This is a genomic window from Streptomyces tagetis (genome assembly GCF_018069565.1).
GTDB lineage: Bacteria > Actinomycetota > Actinomycetes > Streptomycetales > Streptomycetaceae > Streptomyces > Streptomyces tagetis.
Genome location: NZ_JAGPNL010000006.1, coordinates 76,128 through 98,757, shown reverse-complemented (window position 1 = coordinate 98,757; position 22,630 = coordinate 76,128). Strand labels below are relative to the sequence as shown.

18 protein-coding genes are annotated in these 22,630 nt (G+C 73.5%); 1 reads left to right on the top strand and 17 read right to left on the bottom strand.

Translation table 11 applies throughout. From position 1 onward, the window contains the following. Positions 1-12: 12 nt before the first annotated feature. The 11 genes from J5Y05_RS21245 to J5Y05_RS21195 all read right to left on the bottom strand — a co-directional run bounded on the left by J5Y05_RS21245 (position 13) and on the right by J5Y05_RS21195 (position 13,537). Positions 13-738 (bottom strand): 5-formyltetrahydrofolate cyclo-ligase, encoded by a 726-nt coding sequence (locus tag J5Y05_RS21245; protein ID WP_210874632.1) that lies wholly within the window; start codon positions 736-738, stop codon positions 13-15. A 51-nt stretch (positions 739-789) separates the two neighbouring features. After that, complete coding sequence (locus tag J5Y05_RS31950; RefSeq protein ID WP_247615076.1) at positions 790-1,752, bottom strand: SUKH-4 family immunity protein; 963 nt, start codon at positions 1,750-1,752, stop codon at positions 790-792. A gap of 101 nt (positions 1,753-1,853) precedes the next feature. Beyond that, complete coding sequence (locus J5Y05_RS21235; RefSeq protein ID WP_210874631.1) at positions 1,854-4,160, bottom strand: xanthine dehydrogenase family protein molybdopterin-binding subunit; 2,307 nt, start codon at positions 4,158-4,160, stop codon at positions 1,854-1,856. After that, the gene (locus J5Y05_RS21230) at positions 4,157-6,508 is read right to left on the bottom strand and encodes a 2Fe-2S iron-sulfur cluster-binding protein (protein ID WP_210874630.1); all 2,352 of its coding nucleotides are present in this window, start codon (positions 6,506-6,508) and stop codon (positions 4,157-4,159) included. The genes J5Y05_RS21235 and J5Y05_RS21230 overlap by 4 nt, the downstream gene beginning before the upstream one ends. After that, positions 6,505-7,398: an FAD binding domain-containing protein gene (locus J5Y05_RS21225; RefSeq protein WP_210874629.1), complete on the bottom strand. Its 894-nt coding sequence runs from the start codon at positions 7,396-7,398 to the stop codon at positions 6,505-6,507. The genes J5Y05_RS21230 and J5Y05_RS21225 overlap by 4 nt, the downstream gene beginning before the upstream one ends. Before the next feature lie 253 nt (positions 7,399-7,651). Continuing rightward, complete coding sequence (locus tag J5Y05_RS21220) at positions 7,652-9,295, bottom strand: beta-N-acetylhexosaminidase (RefSeq protein WP_210874628.1); 1,644 nt, start codon at positions 9,293-9,295, stop codon at positions 7,652-7,654. A 1-nt stretch (position 9,296) separates the two neighbouring features. Further along, positions 9,297-10,142: a carbohydrate ABC transporter permease gene (locus J5Y05_RS21215; RefSeq protein ID WP_210874627.1), complete on the bottom strand. Its 846-nt coding sequence runs from the start codon at positions 10,140-10,142 to the stop codon at positions 9,297-9,299. After that, positions 10,139-11,101 (bottom strand): carbohydrate ABC transporter permease, encoded by a 963-nt coding sequence (locus J5Y05_RS21210; RefSeq protein WP_247615075.1) that lies wholly within the window; start codon positions 11,099-11,101, stop codon positions 10,139-10,141. The genes J5Y05_RS21215 and J5Y05_RS21210 overlap by 4 nt, the downstream gene beginning before the upstream one ends. Further along, a complete protein-coding gene (locus tag J5Y05_RS21205; RefSeq protein WP_210874626.1) occupies positions 11,098-12,408 on the bottom strand; it encodes an extracellular solute-binding protein in 1,311 nt (436 codons plus the stop codon). Before J5Y05_RS21205 ends, J5Y05_RS21210 begins: the two co-directional genes overlap by 4 nt. 224 nt (positions 12,409-12,632) lie before the next feature. Further along, complete coding sequence (locus J5Y05_RS21200; protein ID WP_210874625.1) at positions 12,633-12,920, bottom strand: DUF3039 domain-containing protein; 288 nt, start codon at positions 12,918-12,920, stop codon at positions 12,633-12,635. Positions 12,921-12,964: 44 nt separating this feature from the next. Beyond that, positions 12,965-13,537, bottom strand: a complete 573-nt coding sequence (locus J5Y05_RS21195; protein WP_210874624.1) for a YqgE/AlgH family protein — start codon at positions 13,535-13,537, stop codon at positions 12,965-12,967. A gap of 229 nt (positions 13,538-13,766) precedes the next feature. Here J5Y05_RS21195 and murA point away from each other — a divergent pair, with 229 nt between their 5' ends. Beyond that, entirely contained in the window at positions 13,767-15,113 is a 1,347-nt protein-coding gene (gene murA / locus J5Y05_RS21190; protein ID WP_210874623.1) for a UDP-N-acetylglucosamine 1-carboxyvinyltransferase, read from the top strand. Between the two features lie 173 nt (positions 15,114-15,286). On the opposite strand, the gene J5Y05_RS21185 is transcribed toward murA, so the two are convergent. The 6 genes from J5Y05_RS21185 to J5Y05_RS21160 all read right to left on the bottom strand — a co-directional run bounded on the left by J5Y05_RS21185 (position 15,287) and on the right by J5Y05_RS21160 (position 22,533). Further along, positions 15,287-15,568, bottom strand: coding sequence for an HU family DNA-binding protein (locus J5Y05_RS21185; protein ID WP_003950507.1), 282 nt, complete (start codon positions 15,566-15,568; stop codon positions 15,287-15,289). A gap of 354 nt (positions 15,569-15,922) precedes the next feature. Then, on the bottom strand, positions 15,923-17,338 hold the full coding sequence (locus tag J5Y05_RS21180) for an NAD-dependent malic enzyme (RefSeq protein ID WP_210874622.1): 1,416 nt from the start codon (positions 17,336-17,338) through the stop codon (positions 15,923-15,925). 486 nt (positions 17,339-17,824) lie between these two features. After that, positions 17,825-20,134 (bottom strand): HelD family protein, encoded by a 2,310-nt coding sequence (locus J5Y05_RS21175; protein ID WP_210874621.1) that lies wholly within the window; start codon positions 20,132-20,134, stop codon positions 17,825-17,827. A gap of 74 nt (positions 20,135-20,208) precedes the next feature. Further along, entirely contained in the window at positions 20,209-21,048 is an 840-nt protein-coding gene (locus tag J5Y05_RS21170) for an anti-sigma factor family protein (protein WP_281730791.1), read from the bottom strand. Continuing rightward, a complete protein-coding gene (locus J5Y05_RS21165; protein ID WP_210874619.1) occupies positions 21,048-21,569 on the bottom strand; it encodes a sigma-70 family RNA polymerase sigma factor in 522 nt (173 codons plus the stop codon). The genes J5Y05_RS21170 and J5Y05_RS21165 overlap by 1 nt, the downstream gene beginning before the upstream one ends. Before the next feature lie 340 nt (positions 21,570-21,909). Next, positions 21,910-22,533: a CGNR zinc finger domain-containing protein gene (locus J5Y05_RS21160; protein WP_210874618.1), complete on the bottom strand. Its 624-nt coding sequence runs from the start codon at positions 22,531-22,533 to the stop codon at positions 21,910-21,912. Positions 22,534-22,630 lie beyond the last annotated feature (97 nt).

The window sequence follows — 22,630 nt, the reverse complement described above, 5'->3', positions numbered from 1 at the left end:
TGAGCGAGGGTGTTACGCCCGTCCCCGGCGTTCCCGTTGGGCGAGTACGGGGATGGCTGCGATCTTGTCGGCGGTCAGATCGCCCCAGACAATGCCGCGTGGACGCCTGCGGCCGGGACAGGGGATCACCTCGCCGGGAGTGACGATGTAGTCCACGCTGAAGTCGTGCTCCGTCTCGGGGATGTCCTCCTCGATCACCTGGAGCGGGTGCACCGGCGCGACGATCACCGTCCGCTCCGTCACCAAGCCTGCCTCGATCAAAAGAGCGACTTCGAGGTCGGAGTACCCGGCACCCTTGCCGATGCGCGCGCCGGAGCGGTTCACTGCGACACTGCCGCACACCACGACGTCGACAGGTTCCATCGACTCGACCCCGATCCGGCGGGCAACCTGAGCCGCGCCCTTCTTCTCGGCGGCCTCCTCGGGAGGAAGCCCGAGGTTTTCCGGATCGAGCAGGTGGAAGGGTTGCGGTGATGCCATGCGCGGGACGGCCATGTAGACACGCTTGCCGTCTTTGAGCGCACGAACCCTGACGGCAAGCTGCGCCCAGTCGGGGTTGGCCTTCACGGTGGTGGCGCGTCGCCAGAAATCCTGACCGGCCAGCATCTCGGCAGTGCCCTCGGTGCCGTGGAAGCCGGGGATCTTCCCGTAGGAGTCATCCGGTGCGCCGCCGCCGTCGATGAGACGACGCCACACCTTGTCGCGCAGCTCGTGCTTGGCCTGGTCGATGTCGTTCACGCCCACCCCGCCCGTACTGGTCGTTGATCTCTTGTGCCCACGGTCCTGCCGCTACTGCCGCGACTCACGCCCAGCGGCGAGCGCCAGGTCAGGCTCTGTCCGTCGTGTCAGGCGCGGCCGTGGTACGGATGCCGGGCGCCGGCCGGGCAGGGGGTTGCGGGGCGGGGTCCCTCGGCGGACCGGCGGGACCGGCGGGGAGGGCGCCGCGCCGCGGGGGTGCGTCTCCCGGGGGTCTCCGGCGCGGGGGCCCGGGATGCGGGGGCGGGTCTCGGGGTGGGGGGTCGCTGCCGGGGCTGCTGTGCGGGGCGGGTTCCGGTGGCCGGCCGGGCGGAGGGCACCCTTGGTCGACCCCGCACGGTGGGTGAGCCACAGGGTGAGGGCGAGGGTGGAGAGGTCCGTGGTGAGGGGGCGGGCGGCGGTCGTCGTGAGGTGGAGGACCGTGCCTGTCGTGCCGTCGAGGAGCAGCCGGCCGTCGCCCGGCAGGCGGCCCAGGTGGATCAGGTCGTCCGTGCCCGGTATCGGCGGGGTGTCCGGGGCGTCGTCGAAGCTGTCCGGGTCGCCGGCGAGGGCGTGGAGTTCCGCCAGGGTCGGCAGCGGCACGTCCGTGTCGAGGCGGAACCCCGGCCCGTCCTCGGGCAGGCCCACCTCGCGCAGGAAACGGCGGCTCGGCTCGTGGGTGAGCGCGGCCGGGAAGTCGACGTCCTCGAAGCGGACGATCCGCCCGGCGCCGTAACCCTCCCTCAGCAGCCGGGCGGGCAGGTCCAGGGCGAGGCCGGAGCGGCGGGGCGGGCGGAGCAGCGACGCCACCTTGCGCAGGGCCTCCGGGTCGTCGCCCAGGAGCGCGGGCAGCCACCGGGGGACGGCGGCCGGCTCGGGGGCACCGGCGCGCAGGGCGGCCAGCGCGTCGGCCGCCGCCGCGCAGCCGGCCAGGGAGCGCGGCACAGGGGTGGGGCGGCGCCGCGCGGGGCGGTGCGCGGTGTACGGATCGGACTGGTACCCGGTCGGCGTGCTCATGAGTCCCCCGTGCGTCTGGTCCGGCGGGCACGACCGTCCCCACCGACCGCCACACTACGGCGCCCCACCGACAACGCCCCGGCCGCGCAGGCCGGTCCGGATCAGCCGGTGACCACCGCGGCCTGGGGGCGGATCGGCAGCCGGTTGACCGGGCGTCCGGTGGCCGCGCGCACCGCCGAGGCGACGGCCGCCGGGGAGGCCACCACGGGCACCGCGCTGACCGCCTTGGCACCGAAGGGCGCGACGACGTCCCGTTCCTCGACCAGCTTGACGATGCGGATGTCCGGGGCGTCCAGGGCGGTCGGCAGGGCGTAGCCGGTGAGGTCGGGGTGGCGGACCAGTCCGCGCGGGGTGCGCAGGTTCTCGGTGAGCGCGATGCCCACGCCCTGGGTGACGCCCGCCTCGATCCGGGCGGCGAGCTGCGCCGGGTTCAGCACCCGGCCCACGTCCTGGGCGACGGCCAGTTCCACCACGCGCACGGAGCCGATCTCGATGTCGACGTCGACCACCGCGCGGATCGCGCAGAAGGCCATGCCGACGAAGGCGTCGCCCTGCCCGGAGGCGTCGAGCGGCTCGGTCGGGTGCGGGCGGCACTGCGCGGTGGCCCACAGCTCCTTGCCGTCCATCGCCTCGGTGACGGTGGTCGACAGCACCCCGTCGTACGAGGTGATCTTGCCGTCGGTGATCTGGAGCAGCTCGGTGGACATGCCGAACTTGTGGGCGAGGGGCTGGAGGAGCTGGGTGCGGACCATCTTCGCGGCCCGTTCGACCGCGCCGCCCGAGACCCAGGTGTGCCGGCCCCGGCAGCCCGCCCCGGCCGTGGGCTGGTCGGTGTCGACGGGGGCGACGCGCACGTCGTCGATGCCGAGGGTCTCCTGCACGATCTGCCGGGCGAGGGTGGTGAAGCCCTGTCCGGTCTCGACGGCCGCGCACAGCACGGTCGCCGATCCGCCCTGGACCCGGACGGTGGCCGTGGAGACCTCGTCGGCGCCCTCCGCGCCGAGCATGTGCACCATGCCGACGCCGTAGCCCACGCCGCGCCGCACCGCGCCCGGCTCGCCCGCGCCCTCGGGGCCGCCGGGCAGCAGCCACTCGTCCTCGGGGGTGTCCTTGGGCAGCGGCGGCAGCGGGAACTCCCGTACCGCCTCCAGGAGTTCGGCGACCGGGGCCGGGCAGGTGACGGTCTGGCCGGTGGGCAGCACGTCGCCGGTGGCGAGTACGTTGCGCAGCCGGACCTCGGCCGGGTCGAGGCCGAGCTTCTTGGCGATCTTGTCCATCTGCGCCTCGTAGGCGGCGCAGACCTGCATCGCGCCCTCGCCGCGCACATGGCCGGACGGCGGGTTGTTGGTGCGTACGGCCCAGCCCTCGATGAAGGCGTTGGGCACCACGTAGGGGCCGCAGGCGAAGGCGACGGCGGCGGCGAGCGCGTCGGAGGAGGTGTCGGCGTAGGCGCCCGCGTCGAGCAGGATCTGCGCCTCGACCTTCACCACCCGGCCCTCGCCGTCCGCGTGGTGGCGGTAGCGCAGCAGGGTGGGGTGGCGGTGGGCGTGTCCGAGGAAGGACTCCTCGCGCGTGGCGGTGAGCTTCACCGGGCAGCCGGTCTTGAGGGCGAGCAGGCCCAGCGGGAGCTGGAAGCCCTGGTCCTCGCGGTCGGCGGTGGCGCCGGGGACGCCGGTGACGACGATCTTGACGCGCTCGGGTTCCAGCCCGTAGCAGGCGGCGGCGGCGTCGCGGTCGCCGTGCGGGTCGGTGGAGGCCAGGTACAGCTCCACGCCGCCGTCGGGGCGGGGCACGGCGAGGCCGGCCTCGGCGCCGATGGGGGCGGGGTCCTGGCGGCCGATGCGGTAGAGGCCGTCGACGACGATCTCGCCGGCCGCGTCCGGGTCGCCGTGGCGCAGCGGGATGTGCCGGATCAGGTTGCCGTCGGGGTGCAGCGGTTCGGCCTCGAACGCCTGCTCGGGGTCGGTCACCGGGTCGAGCACCTCGTACTCGACGATGACGGCGGCGGCGGCCATCCGCGCGGTGTCCGGGTGGTCGGCGGCGACGGCGGCGAGGGGTTCGCCGTGGTGGCGTACGACCTCGGAGGCGAAGAGCGGCCGGTCGGCACGGCCGCGGCCGTGCAGCGGGGTGCCGGGCACGTCCTCGTGGGTGACGACGGCGCGGACGCCGGGCATCTCGCGCGCGTGGCTGGTGTCGATGGAGACGATGCGCGCGTGCGGGTGCGGGGAGCGCAGGACGGCCGCCCAGAGCAGTCCCTCGGCCCACAGGTCGGCGGCGTAGGGGAAGGTGCCCTCGGTCTTGGCGCGGGCGTCGGCGGGCAGCAGGGACGCGCCGAGGCCGAGGGGGGGCGTGTCGGGGTCGGTCTGCGCCGTCGCGGCGGGCTCCGCGGTGGCGGTCTCGTTGCTCACGCCTGGCCTCCGTCCTGACCGTAGGGCGGCTGGTCGTAGGGCTGGTCGTACGGGGGCTGCCCGTCACGGGGCGCCTGGTCGTGCGGGGGGCGGCCGTGCGGGTCGGGGGCGGCGCTGCGGGGTGCCGGGTCGAAGGCCGAGGGGTTGACGCCGCCCGCGCCCGGTCCGGCCTGGTGCGGGATGCGGGCGCCGTCGTCCTCGCCGGGGTCGGCGCCCTCGTCCTCCTCCGCCTCGGCGGCGCGTTCGGCGACGACCTCGCGGACCGCCTCCAGGAAGCCCCGGTAGCCGGAGCAGCGGCACAGGTTGCCGCAGAGGGCCTGGCGGGTCTCCAGCTCGGTCGGGGCCGGGTTGCCCTCCAGGAGGTTGTGCACGGTCATCGCCATGCCGGGCACGCAGAAGCCGCACTGCACGGCGCCGCACCGGGCGAGGGCCCGCTGGACGTCGGAGGGCCGGCCGTCCGTGGCCAGTCCCTCGACGGTCCGCACCTCGCTGCCGGCGGCGGTGACGGCCGGGACGAGGCAGGAGGCGACGAGGCGTCCGTCGACCTGCACGTTGCAGGCGCCGCACTCGCCCTGGGAGCAGCCGTCCTTGGCGCCCGCGAGGCCGAGGCGTTCACGCAGCACGTACAGCAGCGACTCGCCGATCCAGGCGTCGGTGACGGGCCGGTCGGCGCCGTTGACGCGGAGCACGTAGGAGGCGAGGGGGTGTTCGTCGTGGGCGCCGAGCGAGCCGTCCTGGCGTACGGGGCCGGGGTCGGCGGCGGGCTCGGGCCCCGGGGCGGGTTCGGCGGATGCCCCGGCGCCGGGGCGGGCCGCTCCCCCGGCCTCGGCGGCCGGCTCCCCGGCGGACGCCGTGCGGGCCGCCGCCGGGGCGGGGTCCGTCACGGGCGGCTGGGCGGCCTCCGGCCCGGATTCGGCCTCGGAGTGCCGTACGGGGGCCGCGGAGGGCGCCACGGGGGCCTCAGGGGCCTTCTGGGACCCTTCCGGCCCTCGGGGCCCACCGTTCCCGGCAGCCTCACGGGACTCACCGGGCGCACCGGGCGCACCGGACTCGCCTTGCCTGCCTGACCCAGCGGGCACACCGGGCGCACCGGGCACACCGGCCGCATTGGCCCCACCGGGACCGGCAGAACCACCTGGCGCACCGGTCTCGCCTGCCGCGCCGAGCGCTCCGGCCTCGCCGGGCCCGCGGGCTCCGGCCGCCGCGGCAGCCCCACCAGCCCCAACAGTCCCTTCGGTCCCACCATGCCCACCAGGCCCACCAGGCCCACCAAGCCCCATGGCCTCCCGGACCGCACCCGCCGCACCCGCCTCAGCAGGCGTCGGCGACGGGGACGCCGTCGGCGTCTCCTCGCGGACGAGGGCCTCGCCGCGCCCGTCGGTCCGGGGACCGGCGTCCGGCAGCGCCCCGGGGCGTTCCCGCTCGCGCTCGTCCCACGGCTGTCCGGCCGGCTGGGGTGCCCAGGGGGCGGCGGCGCCGCCCGGGAGCGTGGCCGGCGGAGCGGCGCCGCCGCTCCACTGACCGGCCAGGGACGACGTGGTGAACTCGCCCGAGTCGTCGGGGAGATCGCCGTCGGCGAGCGGGATGGACCACGGGCCGTTCGGGCCCGGCTCGGCCGCGCCGCGTCCGGCGGCGTCGGGGCCCGGGGCGGACGCGGGCGCCTCGCCGCCGAGGTCCCACTGCCCGGAGGCGTCCGGGTGGTAGGCGAACCGGTCGTCGTGCCCGACGTCGGCCGCCGGCCGCCCCGGCTGACCACCACCGTGCCCGGCCTGACCACCACCGTGCCTGTCCTGACCGCCCCCGTGCCCGTCCTGACCACCGTGCCCGGCCCGGCCCGGCTGCCCCGGCTGACGCGCCTGCCCCGGCTGCCCGTACGGGTCCTGCGCCGGGTAACCGCCCTGCCCGCCGTGGCCGTTGCGGTCCTGGTACGGCACCTGCCCCGGGTAGGCGTCCGGTTCGGCCGGGGCGGCGTACGCCCGGCCCCCGTACTCCTGCCCGGCGTACTCCTGTCCCGCGTACTCCTGCCCCGGGAACCGCTGCGCCGCCGCCTGTCCCCCGGCGTCCGGGGCCTGCTGCCACCGGGTGCCGTCGGCGGGCGTCGCCCAGGCGCCGGTGGCCGCCGGGTCGGTGCCGGCGGTCGTCGCGGGCGTGACGGTGATCTGCGGCGGCACGTAGCCGTGGCCCGGCGCGGCGAGCGGGCTGTCGGCGGAGGCCAGCAGCGCGTCGATGCCGCCCTCGGGGAGCTTCACGAAGGCGGTGGCACCGTCGTCGTAGTCGCCCTGGGGCAGCGGGTCCCAGCGCCCGCCGCCACGGGGCGCGGCGCCCTCTCCCTGCTGGTCGTCGGTCACGACAGCGCCCTCCCCAGTGCTCGTCGGGCCAGCGCGGCGACGGTGCGCCGCAGGTGCAGTACGGCGGGCGGGAGCTGCTGCGCGGAGCCGTCCTCGGCCGGCGCGGCGTCGGGGATGCAGGCGGCGGCGACGTACTCGCCGAAGGCGCTCAGCGCCTCGGGGACGATCGCGCGGCCGTTGTCCCAGTCGATGAGCCGGGCGACCCACTCCTCGGCCTCCAGGGGGCGCAGCGGCATCGGCGCGATGGCGCCGACGGCGCAGCGCACCCCGCGCCGGGCCGGGTCGAGGACCAGGGCCACGGAGGCCAGCGCGCGGCCGGGACCGGTCCGGCCGGTGGCCTTCAGGAAGACCTGGGGGGCGTGCAGCAGCGGCACGCGCACATGGCCGATCAGCTCGCCGGCGCGCAGCATCTCCATGCCGGCCAGCAGGTACGAGACCGGCATCTCCCGGCGGGCCCCCGACGGGCCCGCGATGATCAGGGTCGCCTCCAGCGCGGCCAGGACCGGCAGCGCGTCGCCGGTCGGGGCGGCGGAGGCGATGTTGCCGCCGAGGGTGCCCGCGTTGCGGATCTGCGGCGGGCCGGCGGCGCGGGCGGCGGCGGCCAGCGCCGGGATGAGGGCCGCGAAGTCGGGGCGGCCCATGCGGGCGTGGGTGAGTCCCGCGCCGAGCAGGGCGTGCCCGTCCTGGTACTGCCAGCCCCGGATCTCGCTGATGCGGCCGAGTCCGACCAGCGCGGCGGGCCGCAACTGGCCGGAGTTGACGGAGGTCATCAGGTCGGTTCCGCCCGCCACCGGCACCGCGGCGGGCGTGGCGGTGAGCACCGCCACGGCCTCGTCCAGTGTCGTGGGCAGCGTGACGGCCTGCGCCGCCTGCGGTGCGTGCGTGGTCAACCCGACTGCCCCTTCCCGCTGTCCCACTGGTCCCGCCCGTGTCGCCGTACGGTACGTGCTGACAGGGCCGACGTGGCAACTCTGGCACATCTTTGCAGGGCCCGAACGCAGGGGTCCGCTAGGCGGCATTCGCCCACCTGGCCAGGGAGATGGCCAGGTTTCACACGGGACCTCCGGTGATCGGCGTTGCGTGCGAGTTGCCACTCTTGAGTGGCGTTTGGGGGCGTTTTCCGTACGTGTCCGGCGGTGCGCCCTACGCGTTCGGGGGCGCGCCCTCGATCGGGCGGCCGAGCACCCCGGGCCGGCGCTGCCAGGGCAGCGGGCCGCCGGGCCGCCGGTAGGCGACGCCGAGGGCGTCCAGGCGCCGGTAGTGGTCGGCCATCCGCTCCTCGAAGCCGGCGAAGTCCCGGTCGGCGGGGGCCGGCAGGGCGCTCCAGGCGACCTCGGCGAAGGCGGCGAGCCGCGGGAAGACCTGGTAGTCGACGCGGGCCTGGTCTTCCATCACCTCGGTCCACACGTTGGCCTGGGTGCCGAGGACGCGCGCGGCCTCCGTCTCGGTCAGCGCGGGAGGAACCGGCTCGAACCGGTAGACGTCCTCCAGGGTGCGGACGTACCCGATCGGAACCGGCTCGTCCGGTCCCCCGTCCTGCCGGTGGTCCAGGTAGACCTGCTGCTCGGGGCACATGACGACGTCGTGTCCGGCGCGCGCGGCGGCGATCCCGCCGGCGTAGCCGCGCCACGAGGAGACGGCCGCGCCCTCGGCGAGACCGCCCTCCAGGATCTCGTCCCAGCCGATGAGCCGGCGCCCGCGCGCGGTGAGCCAGCGGTCGAAGTGCCGGATGAACCAGGACTGGAGTCCGTCTTCGCCGTCGACCCCGAGTTCCGCGATGCGGGCCTGCGCGGCGGCCGACGCGCGCCACTGGTCCTTGGGGCATTCGTCGCCGCCCACGTGGACGAACTCGGAGGGGAAAAGGCCGAGGAGTTCCTCGAAGACGCCCTCGTAGAAGCGCAGGGTGTTCTCGGAGGGGGCGAGGACGTTCGGGGAGACGCCCCAGGTGTCCCAGACGCCGAGGGCGGCGGTGTCGACGACGTCGGTGTTGCCGAGTTCCGGATAGGCGGCGATGGCGGCCTGCGAGTGGCCGGGTACGTCGATTTCCGGGACGACGGTGATGTGGCGCTCGGCGGCGTAGGCGACGATCTCGCGGATGTCGTCCTGGGTGTAGTGACCACCGTGCGGCTTGTCCTCCCACAGCGGGGAGGCCCGGTGGCCGTATTTGGTGCGCGGGCGCCAGGCGCCGGTGGCGGTGAGTTCGGGGTAGCGCAGGATCTCGATACGCCATCCCTGGTCGTCCGTCAGGTGAAAGTGCAGGACGTTGAGTTTGTGCGCCGCCATCAGGTCGAGGTAGCGCAGTACGCCGTCCTTGGGCATGAAGTGCCGGGCGACGTCGAGCATGAGGCCGCGCCAGCGGAAGCGGGGCGCGTCCCGCACGCTCACGTACGGCAGCCGGTGTCCGGCTCCGGGCCGCAGCGGTGCCCGGCGGAAGGCGTCGGGGCCGATGAGCTGGCGCAGGGTCTGGGCGCCCCAGAAGACGCCGGCCGCGTCGCCGCCGGTGATCTCGACGCCGTCGGCGCCGGCGGTGAGCCGGTACTCCTCCGGGCCGAGCGTGTCGTCGGTGCGCAGCCGCAGCCCGGCGCCTGCGTCGGCGCCGGGCGGGGCGGTCGGCAGGGTGAGGCCGAGGGCGGGGCCGAGGACGGCGCGCAGCCAGCGTTCGGTGGTTTCGGTGCCGGGGCCGGCCGCCAGGGTGGTCGCGGGGGTCAGGGCGACGGCGCCCGGACCGGGGCCGTCGAGGGTCAGCGGGGCCGGGATCGGGCCCGTCGCCGGGGTCGTGTCGCTCACGTCAGTCCTTCACCGCTCCGCCGAGGCCGGAGACGAGTCGTCGTTGTACGAGTACGAAGAAGACCAGTACCGGAATCGTCATCACGGTGGAGGCGGCCATCACTCCGCCCCAGTCGGGATCGTCCGGTTTGTAGAAGACCAGCAGGGCCATCGGCAGCGTCGACTGGGAGGTGTCGCTGATGATGAACGACTTGGCGAAGAGGAAGTCGTTCCAGGCCGAGATGAAGGAGAACACGCTGGTGGCCACGAGCCCCGGGAAGACCAGCGGGAAAAGGATCTGCCACAGAAAGCGCGTACGGCTCGCGCCGTCGACGTGGGCGGCCTCCTCCAGGGCTTCCGGCACGGCTTTCACAAATCCCCTCAGCATCCAGATGGCGAAGGGCAGCGAGAAGGCGAGGTGCGGCAGGATCAGCGCGCCCAGCGTGTTCAGTTGGCCGAAGTCCCGCATGAGGAAGAAGAGCGGGATGGTGAGCGCTTCCACCGGCACCATCTGGGCCACCAGGAACATGATCAGGAGGGTGGTCCGGAAACGGAAACGGAACCGTGTCACGGCCGTCGCGGCGAGGAACGCGATCAGCGCCGAGGCGACGACGACGGCGCCCGCGACGAGCAGGCTGTTGAGGAAATAGCGGCCGAATTCCTGTTGCCCGAAGACCCGCCGGAAGGAATCCAGCGAAGGCGAAAGCGTCCACGGCCGCGGCCGGTCGGACGCGATCTCGCCGGCCGGTTTGAAGGCGCTGAGCACCATCCAGTAGAGCGGGAAGGCGACCAGGACGGCGATCAGCAGCGCCGACGCCTCGGCCGCCAGCCGCCACGGACGGCGCACCCGCGCGCGCGTGAGGTTCACAGCTCCTCCCCCTGGCGGCGCAGCAGCCGCAGGTACACCAGCGTGACGGCGAGCAGGATCAGCAGCATCACCACGCCGATCGCGGCGCCCAGGCTGTACTGCGAGGACGCGAACGCCTTCTGGTAGGCGTAGACGTTCAGGACGAGGTTCTGGCCGGCGATGCCGCCGCCGCCCGTCATGACGTAGATCTGGGTGAAGACCTTGAAGTCCCAGATGACCGACTGGATGGTGACGACCACCAGGATCGGCCGGAGCATCGGGGCGAGCACCGAGCGCCAGACGCGCCAGGGGGAGGCGCCGTCGAGGGCGGCGGCCTCCAGCACCTCGGCGGGGACGGCGCGGATGCCGGCGTAGACGGTGACCATGACGAACGGGAAGGAGCACCAGACCACTTCGAGCAGGACGAAGAGGAAGGCGCTGTAGCGCCCGTACGTCCAGGAGTGGTCGCCGAGGCCGAGCACGCGGTTGACCGGGCCGAAGTCCGCGTCGAACAGGAGCAGCCAGACGGTGGAGCCGGTGACCGCGGGGGTGGCCCAGGCGCCGAGTCCGGCGAGCATCAGCGCGAGCCGCGGCAGGGCGCGGACGCGGGTGAGGAGCACGGCGAGGGCGCAGCCGACGGCGAGGGTGCCGAGGACGCAGGCGGCGGCGAAGAGGAGGGTGGCGAGCAGGACCCGCCAGAACTCCTCGTCGCGGAAGAGGGTGGCGTAGTTGCCCAGGCCCTGGAAGGTGGTGGGTTCGCCGCCCGAGACCTGGGCCTGGGTGTACTCCAGGAAGGAGATCAGGCCGAGCTGGTAGACGGGGTAGACGAGCAGTCCGCCGAGGACGACGAGGGCGGGCGCGAGGTAGATCCAGGGGGTGGCGCGGCCACCCCGGCGGCGGGGGGTGCCGTGGACCGCGCCGCCGCGGGCCGCCCGCACGGGCGGGCGGTCCGCGGCCACCGGGGTGGCGGGCGCTGTCATCCGACGGAGCCGAACGCGTCGTTCATCTTCTTGGCGGCGTCCTCGGAGGCGGTCGCCACGTCCTTCCGGCCGCTGACGATCTCCTGGTACATGGTGGGCAGGACGAGGGAGGCGTCGATCTGCGCCCAGGCCGGCGAGGCGGGCACGAACTCGGTCCCGGAGGCGAGGGTCTGGACGAAGGGCTTCACGAACGGCTCCCGCTCGGCGGCCTGCTGCCGTACGTCGGTGAAGGTGGGCAGGAAGCCCATGGCGTCGAAGAGTTCGCCCTGGGTCTTCTTGGCGGCGAGCCGCTTCATCAGGTCGACGGCGAGGGTGCGGTGGGAGGTGCCCTTCAGGACGCCGATGTTGTTGCCGCCGGCGAAGGCGGGGGCGATGGTGCCGGCCTTCGCACCGGGCAGCGGCACGACGGCGTACTTGCCCTTGACCGAGCCGGACTCCACGGCCTGGTGGCTGAAGTCGCCGGCGATCGCCATGGCGGCCTTGCCGGAGGCGAAGGCGGTGACGGTGTCGTTGCCGCCCATGCCGGCGCACTTGGCGGCGGGGCAGTTGTCGTCGCCGAAGAGGGAGGTGTACGCCTGGATGCCCTTGCGGGCGGCGGGGGTGTCGAGGCCGGAGGCGTAGGAGCCGTCCTTGCCGGTGGCGAGGGCGCCGCCGTGGGCCCACAGGAAGGGCAGGGCGCCGTAGGTGTAGGCGCCGCCGACGGCGATGCCGTACAGGTCGGGGCGGGCGGACCTGACCTCGCGGGCGGTGGCGGCGAGTTCGCCGAGGGTGGCGGGCGGCTTCAGCCCGAGGTCGCCGAAGACGTCGGTACGGTAGTAGAGGGCCCGGACGCCGACGAAGTAGGGGGCTCCGTAGACCTTTCCGTCCACGGTGACCGACTGGCGGGCGGTCGGGTCGGCGTCCTTGGCCTCGTTCCAGGCGTCGAAGTCGGCGGTGACGTCGGCGAGTCCGCCGTCCTTCACGTACCCGGCGGTGTCCGTGTTGCCGAACTCGATGACGTCGGGGGCGCTCTTCGGGTCGTTGAAGGCGGCCTTGATGCGTTCGGCGCGGGTCTCGACGGGGATGTACTCGACGGAGACGTCCGCGCCCTTGTGGTCCTTGCGGAATCCGGCCAGGACGGAGTCGACGACCTTCTCCTTGGGCCGGTTGTTGACCTCCTGGAAGAGCCACACCCGCAGGGTGCCGGTCTTCTCGTCCGCGCCCGAGGCGGAACCGCCCGAGGTCTGGGGGGCACAGGCGGTGGCGCTGAGGGCGGCGGCGGCCAGGAAGACGGCGAGCCGGGCCGGGAGTCTTGCGGGGAGCTTCATCGAGCGGTCCTCCGAAGGAGCGTTGCAACATGCGCAATGACGGTTTTGCTCTGCACAACTTCCACGGAGGCTAGGTACTCGGGGATCACACCCACAAGAGGTCTCAACCACTCTGTGACCGCCGGTTGCGCCCTGTGCAACGCGGGACGGCACGAAGGCCCCCGGAGCGCGCCGCGAACGCGCTCCGGGGGCCTTCGGGAGACCGGCCCGCGGGAGGGGGGCCGCTACTTCTTGTCGCCGCCGCCCTTGCCCTGATCGCCACCGGCGCTCATGGACTCGTAGATCTCCTTGCACATGGGGCAGACCGGATATTTCTTCGGGTCGCGGCCCGGTACCCAGACCTTGCCGCACAGCGCCACGACGGGAGTGCCGTCGAGGGCACTCGCCATGATCTTGTCCTTCTGGACGTAGTGGGCGAAGCGCTCGTGATCGCCGTCACCGTGGGACACCTGCGGCGTCGGCTCTACGAGGGTCCCCGTACCAGTCCCGCGCTCGGGCTCGAGAGTGCTCATAGGTGCCAGGGTACTGAAAGCCGGGGTATCCAAGCTCACACGCGTCAGTTGAGCGAGGGGTCGTCCGGGTACGTGGCCACCATCGCCAGTTCACTGCGCTGCCGGCGCAGGACCGCGCGCCAGAGCCGCTCCGGGAAGGGCGAGGAGACGTCGCCGGGCTCGGACTCGACCACGTACCAGGCCCCCTCCGTCAGCTCGTCCTCCAACTGGCCCGGTCCCCAGCCCGCGTACCCGGCGAAGATCCGCAGGGAGCCGACCGCGGGGGCCAGCAGCTCCGGCGGGGCCTCCAGGTCCACCAGCCCGATCGCGCCGTGCACCCGGCGCCAGCCCAGCGGGGCCTCCGCCTCGCCGCAGCCGCCGGGGACGACCGCGACGCCGAGGGCCGAGTCCAGCGAGACCGGTCCGCCCTGGAAGACGACCCCGGGCTCGCCGGCCAGCCGCGCCCAGCCGTCCAGGATGTCGTCCACGCCGACCGGGGTGGGCCGGTTGAGGACGACGCCGAGGGAACCCTCCTCGTCGTGGTCGAGGAGAAGCACCACCGCACGCTCGAAGTTCGGGTCCGCCAGGGCGGGGGTCGCCACGAGCAGCCGCCCCGTGAGCGAGGACACCTCGGTCATGCCAGACATGATCCCGCATGTTCCCGCTCCGTGGGGAGGCAATCGGGGGCACGGGGGTGAACACGCCCCCGGGACACGCGCTTCCCGTGACCCCGCGTGCCCGCCGGGCGACGGCTCGTGTTGTGACAGAGCCATGACCGCGCGGACCCCCTACGGGCATGCTCCGGGGCTCCCGGGGGCGACTACCCTTTCCTTTCTGGCCCTGCCCCCTCCACGGAACGCGAGATCCATGACCGTCAACGGCGCTGATGACGTACTGCTTGTCCACGGTGGAAACCCGCTGACGGGCGAGATCCGGGTCCGCGGTGCGAAGAACCTCGTGCCGAAGGCCATGGTCGCCGCCCTGCTGGGCAGTGCGCCGAGCCGGCTGCGCAACGTGCCGGACATCCGCGACGTGCGGGTCGTACGCGGACTCCTCCAACTGCACGGGGTCACGGTCCGCCCGGGTGAGGAGCCCGGTGAGCTGGTGCTCGACCCGACCCACGTGGAGAGCGCGAACGTCGCCGACATCGACGCCCACGCCGGTTCCTCGCGCATCCCGATCCTCTTCTGCGGTCCGCTGCTGCACCGGCTCGGGCACGCCTTCATCCCGGGGCTGGGCGGCTGCGACATCGGCGGTCGGCCCATCGACTTCCACTTCGACGTGCTGCGCCAGTTCGGCGCGCGGATCGAGAAGCGGGCGGACGGCCAGTACCTGGAGGCCCCGCAGCGGCTGCGCGGCACGAAGATCCGGCTGCCCTACCCGTCGGTCGGCGCCACCGAGCAGGTGCTGCTGACGGCCGTGCTGGCCGAGGGCGTCACGGAGCTGTCCAACGCGGCCGTGGAGCCGGAGATCGAGGACCTCATCTGCGTACTGCAGAAGATGGGCGCGATCATCGCCATGGACACCGACCGCACCATCCGGATCACCGGCGTGGACGAGCTGGGCGGCTACAACCACCGCGCCCTCTCGGACCGCCTGGAGGCCGCCTCGTGGGCCTCGGCGGCCCTGGCGACCGAGGGAGACGTCTACGTCCGCGGCGCCCAGCAGCGCTCGATGATGACCTTCCTGAACACCTTCCGGAAGGTGGGCGGCGCCTTCGAGATCGAGGACGAGGGCATCCGCTTCTGGCACCCGGGCGGGCAGCTCAAGTCGATCGCCCTGGAGACGGACGTGCACCCCGGCTTCCAGACCGACTGGCAGCAGCCGCTGGTGGTGGCGCTGACGCAGGCCACGGGGCTCTCCATCGTGCACGAGACGGTCTACGAGTCCCGGCTCGGCTTCACCTCCGCGCTCAACCAGATGGGCGCCCACATCCAGCTCTACCGCGAGTGCCTGGGCGGCTCCGACTGCCGCTTCGGCCAGCGCAACTTCCTGCACTCGGCGGTCGTCTCCGGACCGACCCGGCTGGAGGGCGCCGACCTGGTCATCCCCGACCTGCGCGGCGGCTTCTCGTACCTGATCGCCGCCCTCGCGGCCCAGGGCACCTCCCGGGTGCACGGCATCGACCTGATCAACCGGGGCTACGAGAACTTCATGGAGAAGCTCGTGGAGCTGGGCGCCAAGGTCGAGCTGCCCGGCAAGGCCCTCGGCTAGGGTCCCTCGTCCAGGACGCCGATGGGGCGGTCACCCGGGTCCGGGTGACCGCCCCATCGGCGTCTGGAGGAGTGCCCCGTCGAGCGGCTCGGGGAACCGCGCGGCCGGCCACGGGCGGCCCGCGGGCCGCGCGACGGCCCGCAGTCACCCGGCGCCCGAAGCGGGGCGCCTGCTTACTTGCCCTTGGCGGCTTCCTTGAGCTTGGAGCCCGCCGAGACCTTCACGCTGTAGCCGGCCGGGATCTGGATCGGCTCGCCGGTCTGCGGGTTGCGGGCGGTCCGAGCGGCACGGTGCGTGCGCTCGAAGGTCAGGAAGCCGGGGATGGTGACCTTCTCGTCGCCCTTGGAGACGATGTCGCCGACGACCTCGGCGAACGCGGCCAGCACGGCGTCGGCGTCCTTGCGGGTCACCTCGGCGCGGTCGGCCAGCGCGGCCACCAGCTCACTGCGGTTCATTTTCTTACTCCCGTGTTCTTCTTGCCATGGAGGCGTGCCACGCGGCGGAGCCGCATGTCAGGCACAGCGAAAGCCGATGCTGCCAGGGCCCTCGGACAGTTCCCTCACCCGGGTCCGCCGTCGGACCGTCGCGCCCAGGGAGGCATCCTGCCTGCACCTGCGGCGGTAATGCCAATCCGGCACCCCCAGGCGAGGTGCGAACACCCCAGGGAGTCACACGAAGGGACGGCCCGAGCCTTGCGCCACCCTAGAGGGCGGCACACGGCCCGCCGGTCCGCGACGCGCCGATGGGACGGGGCCGCGTGCGGATCGCCCGCACCCGCCGTTCGGCCGCCCCGGCGCACGCCCCCCGGCCTACGGAGCGACGCCCGCGGCCTTCGCCGCGTCCCGCACGGCGCCCGCGACGGCGCCCGCCACCTTGTCGTTGAAGACGCTCGGGATGATGTAGTTCGGGTTCAGCTCGTCCTCGGTCACCACGTCCGCGAGGGCCTGCGCGGCGGCCAGCATCATGCCGGTGGTGACCGCGCGGGACTGGGCGTCGAGCAGACCGCGGAAGACGCCCGGGAAGACCAGGACGTTGTTGATCTGGTTCGGGAAGTCGGAGCGGCCGGTGGCGACGACGGCCGCGGTCTGCCGGGCGACGGCCGGGTCGACCTCGGGGTCCGGGTTCGCGAGCGCGAACACGACCGCGCCCTCGGCCATGGCGGAGACGTCGTCGCCGTCCAGGACGTTGGGGGCGGAGACACCGACGAAGACGTCGGCGCCCTGCACCGCCTCCTTCAGCGTGCCGGTCATGTTCTCCGGGTTGGTGTTGTCCGCGATCCAGCGCAGCGCCGAGTCGGGCGCCGCGTCCACCAGGTCCTCGCGGCCCGCGTGCACGACGCCGTGGATGTCGGCGACGACCGCGTTCTTCACGCCCGCGGCGAGCAGCAGCCTGAGGATGGCGGTGCCGGCCGCGCCTGCGCCGGACATGACCACGCGGACGTTCTCGATGCCCTTGCCGACCACCCGCAGGGCGTTGGTGAGGGCGGCGAGGACGACGATCGCGGTGCCGTGCTGGTCGTCGTGGAAGACGGGGATGTCCAGGGCCTCGCGCAGCCGGGCCTCGATCTCGAAGCAGCGCGGCGCGGAGATGTCCTCCAGGTTGATGCCGGCGAAGCCCGGGGCGATGGCCTTGACGATCTCCACGATCGCGTCGGTGTCCTGGGTGTCCAGGCAGAGCGGCCAGGCGTCGATGCCGGCGAAGCGCTTGAAGAGGGCGGCCTTGCCCTCCATGACCGGCAGCGCGGCCTTCGGCCCGATGTTGCCGAGGCCCAGCACCGCCGAGCCGTCCGTCACGACCGCAACGGAGTTGCGCTTGATGGTCAGGCGGCGGGCGTCCTCGGGGTTCTCCGCGATGGCCATGCAGACGCGGGCGACCCCGGGGGTGTAGATCATGGAGAGGTCGTCGCGGTTGCGGATGGGGTGCTTCGACGCCATCTCGATCTTGCCGCCGAGGTGCATGAGGAAGGTACGGTCGGAGACCTTGCCGAGGACGACGCCCTCGACTCCGCGCAGTTCCTCGACGATCTCGTCGGCGTGGGAGGTCGAGCTGGCCGCGATGGTGACGTCGATACGGAGCTTCTCGTGGCCGGACGCCGTGACGTCGAGGCCGGTCACCGAGCCTCCGGAGGACTCGACGGCGGTGGTGAGCTGCGACACGGACGTTCCGCTCGCGGGCACCTCCAGCCTGATGGTCATCGAGTAGGAGACGCTGGGCGCCGTTGCCATGGCCGACTTCCTCTGCTTTCACGGTGTCGCTGGTTGTGCCGTCCGATCGTCGCACCTACCGCCGAGTACGTGGTAGCCGCCCCGGATTGCGAACTTTTTGTTCGCGGTCCACCCGATCGGCGGATGTTTCTTTCGAAAAACGGCTTCCACCATACGAGAACGCGACTCCACGGCGGAAGACGCGTCCGGCTCCCGGAAACGAACCTGTGCGAGGGAATGGCCTCACGGGCATCGTTTGTTACCGTGGATGTGGCACCGGCTCGATCCAAGCCCCCGGGCCCAACCTTCGTCGCTGCGAGCGACCACTTGCCGCGAGGCGAGCATGGCGGGTCGGTGCCACCTTCACAGAAGTGCGAGACCACGAGAGAGGCCCGTGCCGTGCGGCACGGGCCTCTCGTCCGTCCCCGGGCTCCCGGCGACACCGTCATCCGGCTCCCGGGGACGGCCCACTCCGAGAGAGCTGTGACGTACGTCTCCCGGTCCGGCTCAGTCGCGGAGCAGGTCCGGCACGCCGTGGGCGTCCGGCTCGTCGCGCCCGGCGGAGACGAGGGTGAGCTGCTGGGTGGCCCGGGTCAGGGCGACGTAGAGCACGCGCAGCCCGGCCGGCGACTCGTCGGCGATCTCGGCCGGCGAGACCACGACCGTCGCGTCGTACTCCAGGCCCTTGGCCTCCAGGCTGCCCAGCGCCACCACCCGGTCCCCGAGCCCGTCGAGCCACCCCCGGGCCTCCTCGCGCCGGTTCATGGCGACGACGACGCCGACGGTGCCGTCGACCCGCTCCAGCAGCCGCGCCGCCTCCTCGCGGACCGTGGCGGCCAGGGAGTCCCCGGCGACGGTGAAACGGGGCTCCACGCCGGTCGAGCGGACCGCCGAGGGCGACTCCGCGCCGGGCAGGGCGAGCGCGAGCACCCGGGAGGCCAGCTCGGCGATCTCGGCCGGGTTGCGGTAGTTGACGGTGAGCCGGAAGTGGCGGCGCGGACGGCTGCCCAGGGCCTCGTCACGGGCCGCGGCCGCCTCCTCCGGGTCGGACCAGGAGGACTGGGCCGGGTCGCCGACCACGGTCCACGTGGCGTGCCGGCCGCGGCGGCCCACCATCCGCCACTGCATCGGCGTCAGGTCCTGGGCCTCGTCGACGATGACGTGGGCGTACTCGGTGCGCTCCCGGGCCAGCCGCTCGGCGCGCTCGCGCCGGCTCTCCTCGCGCTGCGGCATCAGCTCCTCCACGCCGCCGAACTGGTCGAAGGCGTCCGGATCGCGCCGCGGGCGGGGCCGGGCCGGGGTGCCGAGGAGGGAGTGCAGCTCGTCCAGCAGGGCGATGTCGTGCACGCTGCGGCCCTCGCGCCGCAGGGAGCGCGCCACCCGGCGCACCTCGCCCGGGGTGAGCACCCGCCGGGCCCAGCGGCCCAGCCGCTTCTCGTCGGCCATGGCGTCCAGCACGGACCCCGGGGTCAGCTCGGGCCACCAGGCGTCGAGGAAGGCGATGAAGGAGTCCTCGGTACTGACGTCCTCGTCGAAGGAGGAGCGCAGTTCGGCGGCGAGTTCCGGGTCGGTGTGGCGGGCGCCGGCGCCCGAGACCTCCCACAGGGCGTCCAGGAGCAGCCGGCGGGCGCGGGGGCGCAACAGGTTGACGGGGGCGGTGCCGCCGAGGACGTTGCGCCGGATGCCGGCCAGCTCCTCGGCCTCCAGTTCGAGCCGACGGCCGAAGGCGACGACCCGCAGCCTGGTCGGGGAACCGCTCGGCTCCAGCGCCCCGCGGGCGGCCTTGCGCAGCACCTTGAGCATCCGGGCGGAGCCCTTGGCGCGGGCGGTGGCGGGCGAGTCGTAGAGGGTGGCCTCGGCGCCGTCGACGAGGGAGCCGAGGGCGCGGATGGCGACCTGCCCCTCCTCGCCGAGGGAGGGCAGCACGCCCTCGGTGTACGCCACCAGGAGCGGGGTCGGGGAGACGATCAGGATGCCTCCCGCGTACCGGCGCCGGTCCCGGTAGAGCAGGTACGCCGCCCGGTGCAGGGCGACGGCGGTCTTGCCGGTGCCGGGGCCGCCCTCGACGTGGGTCACGGAGGCGGCGGGGGCGCGGATCACCAGGTCCTGTTCGGCCTGGATGGAGGCGACGATGTCCCGCATCGAGTGGGTGCGGGCCTGGCCGAGGGCGGCCATCAGGGCGCCGTCGCCGACGGCCGGCAGCTCCCGGCCGTCCAGGAACGCCCGGATCTCGGGGCGCATCAGGTCGTCCTCGACGCCGAGGACGCGCCGCCCCTTGGAGCGGATCACCCGGCGGCGCACCACGCGGCCCGGGTCGACCGGCGTGGACCGGTAGAAGGGGGCCGCCGCGGGGGCCCGCCAGTCGATGACGAGCGGCGTGTAGTCCTCGTCGAGGACGCCGATGCGGCCGATGTGCAGGGTCTCGGCGATGTCGGCCGTGTCGTCGGGCCGGATGGCGCCCTCGGCCGGCTCGACGGCGGTGTAGGCGCCGTCGGGACCCTTCTTGCCGTCCTTGCCGGCCAGCAGGTCGATCCGGCCGAAGAGGAAGTCCTCGAACTCGCTGTTGAGGCGGTTGAGGTGGATGCCGGCCCGGAAGACCTGGGCATCGCGTTCGGCGAGCGCGCCGGGCGTGCCGACCTGGCCGCGCTGCGCCGCGTCGCGCATGAGGAACTCCGCCTCGTGGATCTTCTCCTCCAGGCGGTGGTACACCCGGTCCAGGTGTGCCTGTTCCCCGGAGATCTCCCGATCCCGTACGGAGTCGTGCGCTGCGGTGTGAACCGAGTCGACCGCGGAATCCTGTTGAGCCTGTGCGGCCACCGGGCCCCCTTCTGACGTGCTGGGCAGCCGTCAACCGTACGCGAAGGGGACCCCGTGAGGCTACGGGCCGCGTCCTACATGTCCACTTCGACCAGCCGTTTGCCGTCGAAGGTCATGATCTCGAAGTGGTCGATCTGGTTGGGTTCGAAGGCGGCGCCGCCCTGGACGTAGAGCGGATCACGGGCCTTCTCGGTGGTGGCGCCCGGGATGCCGTACCCCTCGTCCGGGACCGCCCAGGAGGTGAGGGTCTCCCGTTCGCCGTTCTTGCCGACGGCGATCAGGGAGCACTTCTCCGGGCCCTTGACGTTCTTCAGCTCGACGACGGCGTCGGTGCCCCAGACCTTCTTCTCCAGGGCGACGGTGGCGCTGACCTTGGTGGTGGGGTCGGTCGCCGTGACCCGGTCGGGCATGGCGGCGAAGGCCGACTCGGCCGGGCTCTCGGTGGTCCGCGCCTCGGTGGTGCGACCGCCTCCGCCGTCGCCGCCCCCGCCGCCGGTCGTCGCCACGGCCGCGAAGGGGCCGCCGATGATCAGCGCGGCGGCGGTGCCCACGAGGTAGAAGTTGCGGCGCCGCTTCTTGGCGCGGCGCTCGGCGACCTCGTCGGCCAGTCTCTCGGCCAGCCGCGGGCTGGGCCGGGCCGCGAGCGACTCGGCGATCTCGGGCGTGCCGGTGTCCGGCAGGTCCGCGAGGGCGGCGAGCATGGGCTCCATGCCGGCCAGTTCGTCGAGTTGCTGGGCGCACCATTCGCAGCCGGCGAGATGCGACTCGAAAGCGGTTGCCTCGCCGTCGTCGAGAATGCCGAGGGCGTAGGCGCCGACGGTCTCGTGTTCGTTCGGCACCGATGACCCCTGCATAGGGGCAGAGTTACCCGAATCACCCGTGCCGAACCCCTGGAATCCCCCGTACCCGCTCATCACGCCGTCACCCCCCGCTCCTCCAGTGCCAGCTTCATCGAACGCAGGGCGTAGAACACCCGCGAACGCACGGTGCCGCTGGGTATGCCCAGCGTCTGGGCCGCCTCATTGACGGTACGTCCCTTGAAGTACGTCTCGACGAGAACCTCCCGGTGAGCCGGGGTCAGGTCGTCGAGCGCGTCCGACAACGTCATCAGCCACAGCGCCTTGTCGATCTCGTCCTCCGCGGGGATGACCTCCAGCGGCGACGGATCGACCTCCTGCGGCCGGGCCTGCCGGCTGCGGTGGCCGTCGATGACGATGCGCCGGGCGACCGTCACCAGCCAGGGGCGTACCGATCCGGTCGCACGATTGAGCTGACCGGCGTTCTTCCAGGCACGGATGAGCGTCTCCTGGACCACGTCCTCGGCGCGCTGCCGGTCCCCCGCGACCAGCCGCATCACATAGGCCAGCAAGGGGCCGGCGTGCTCACGGTAGAGCGCACGCATCAACTCCTCGTCCGGTTCCGAGGACTGGGACATGCGATGTCGGGCCCTCGCTGCACGTTCACTGGCCACGACGGAATCCTTGCGCACGCCCACCTCCGATGTCCGGGGGTTCCCCCAGTCGGTCGCTCGCCCATCCGGTACGGACGTGAAGTGCCGTGTGTTCAACGCGAGGTGGGAGTTTTCTCAAGGTCCCCGCGACGAACGGGGGCATGTGGGCGGACAAGGGGACACATCACCTCCGCTTTTTCTTCACGCTTCCGCCACGCGGAAGCGGGGCGGGGTGGTGGCCGGCCGCGTCGGCCGCGAGGGCGTCGGCGGCCCGTCAACCGGGCCCGGTGGACCGGGAGTCGGCCCGGCGGACCGGGAACCCGGCTCAGCGGGCCGCCGCGGCGCGGCGGCGGTGCCGGGCGACGCGTTCGCGGTTGCCGCAGACCTCGCTGGAGCACCAGCGGCGCCGGCGCCCCCGGGAGGTGTCCACGTAGACCACGGGGCAGTCGTCACCCTCGCACTGCCGCAGCGCCGCCCGCGCGGCGGGGTCGGTGAGCAGGTCCACCACGTCCCGGGCGACGGCGGCGAGCAGGGCCGTGCGGGTGGGCGGGCCGGCGAGCGCCCGCGTCAGCGAGCCGTCCTCGCCGCGCACCGCGCGGACGGCCGGGGGCGCGGCGCGGGCGAGGTCGTTGACGCGGACGAGGGCGAGGTCGTACGGGCGGGCGGCCTCGTGGGCGCGGGCCGCCTCGTGGGGCCGGGTGCCGGGGGCGGGGGCGCGCACCAGTTGGCCGGTACGGCAGCGCAGTTCGCGGAATCCGGTGAGCCAGGAGGCGTCGGCGTGGGCGAGGGGGGTGCCCGGCGGCACCAGCCCGGAGCGGGCGATCCACGCGCGGAGGGCGGCGACCGAGCCGAGCCGTTCCGCGGGGTGGGTGGTGGCGAGGAGGTCCAGGCAGATCCGTCCGGTGTCGAACCGCGGCTCGGACGGGGCGCCTGCCGTACCCAGTGCCATGTTCCTGTCACCGCCTAGGTGGTGCCCGGGGGCGGGCCGGGGGAGCGGGAAGCGTTCCTCCTACAGTGCCCGTCCCGGGCCGCGCCCGGAACCCCTC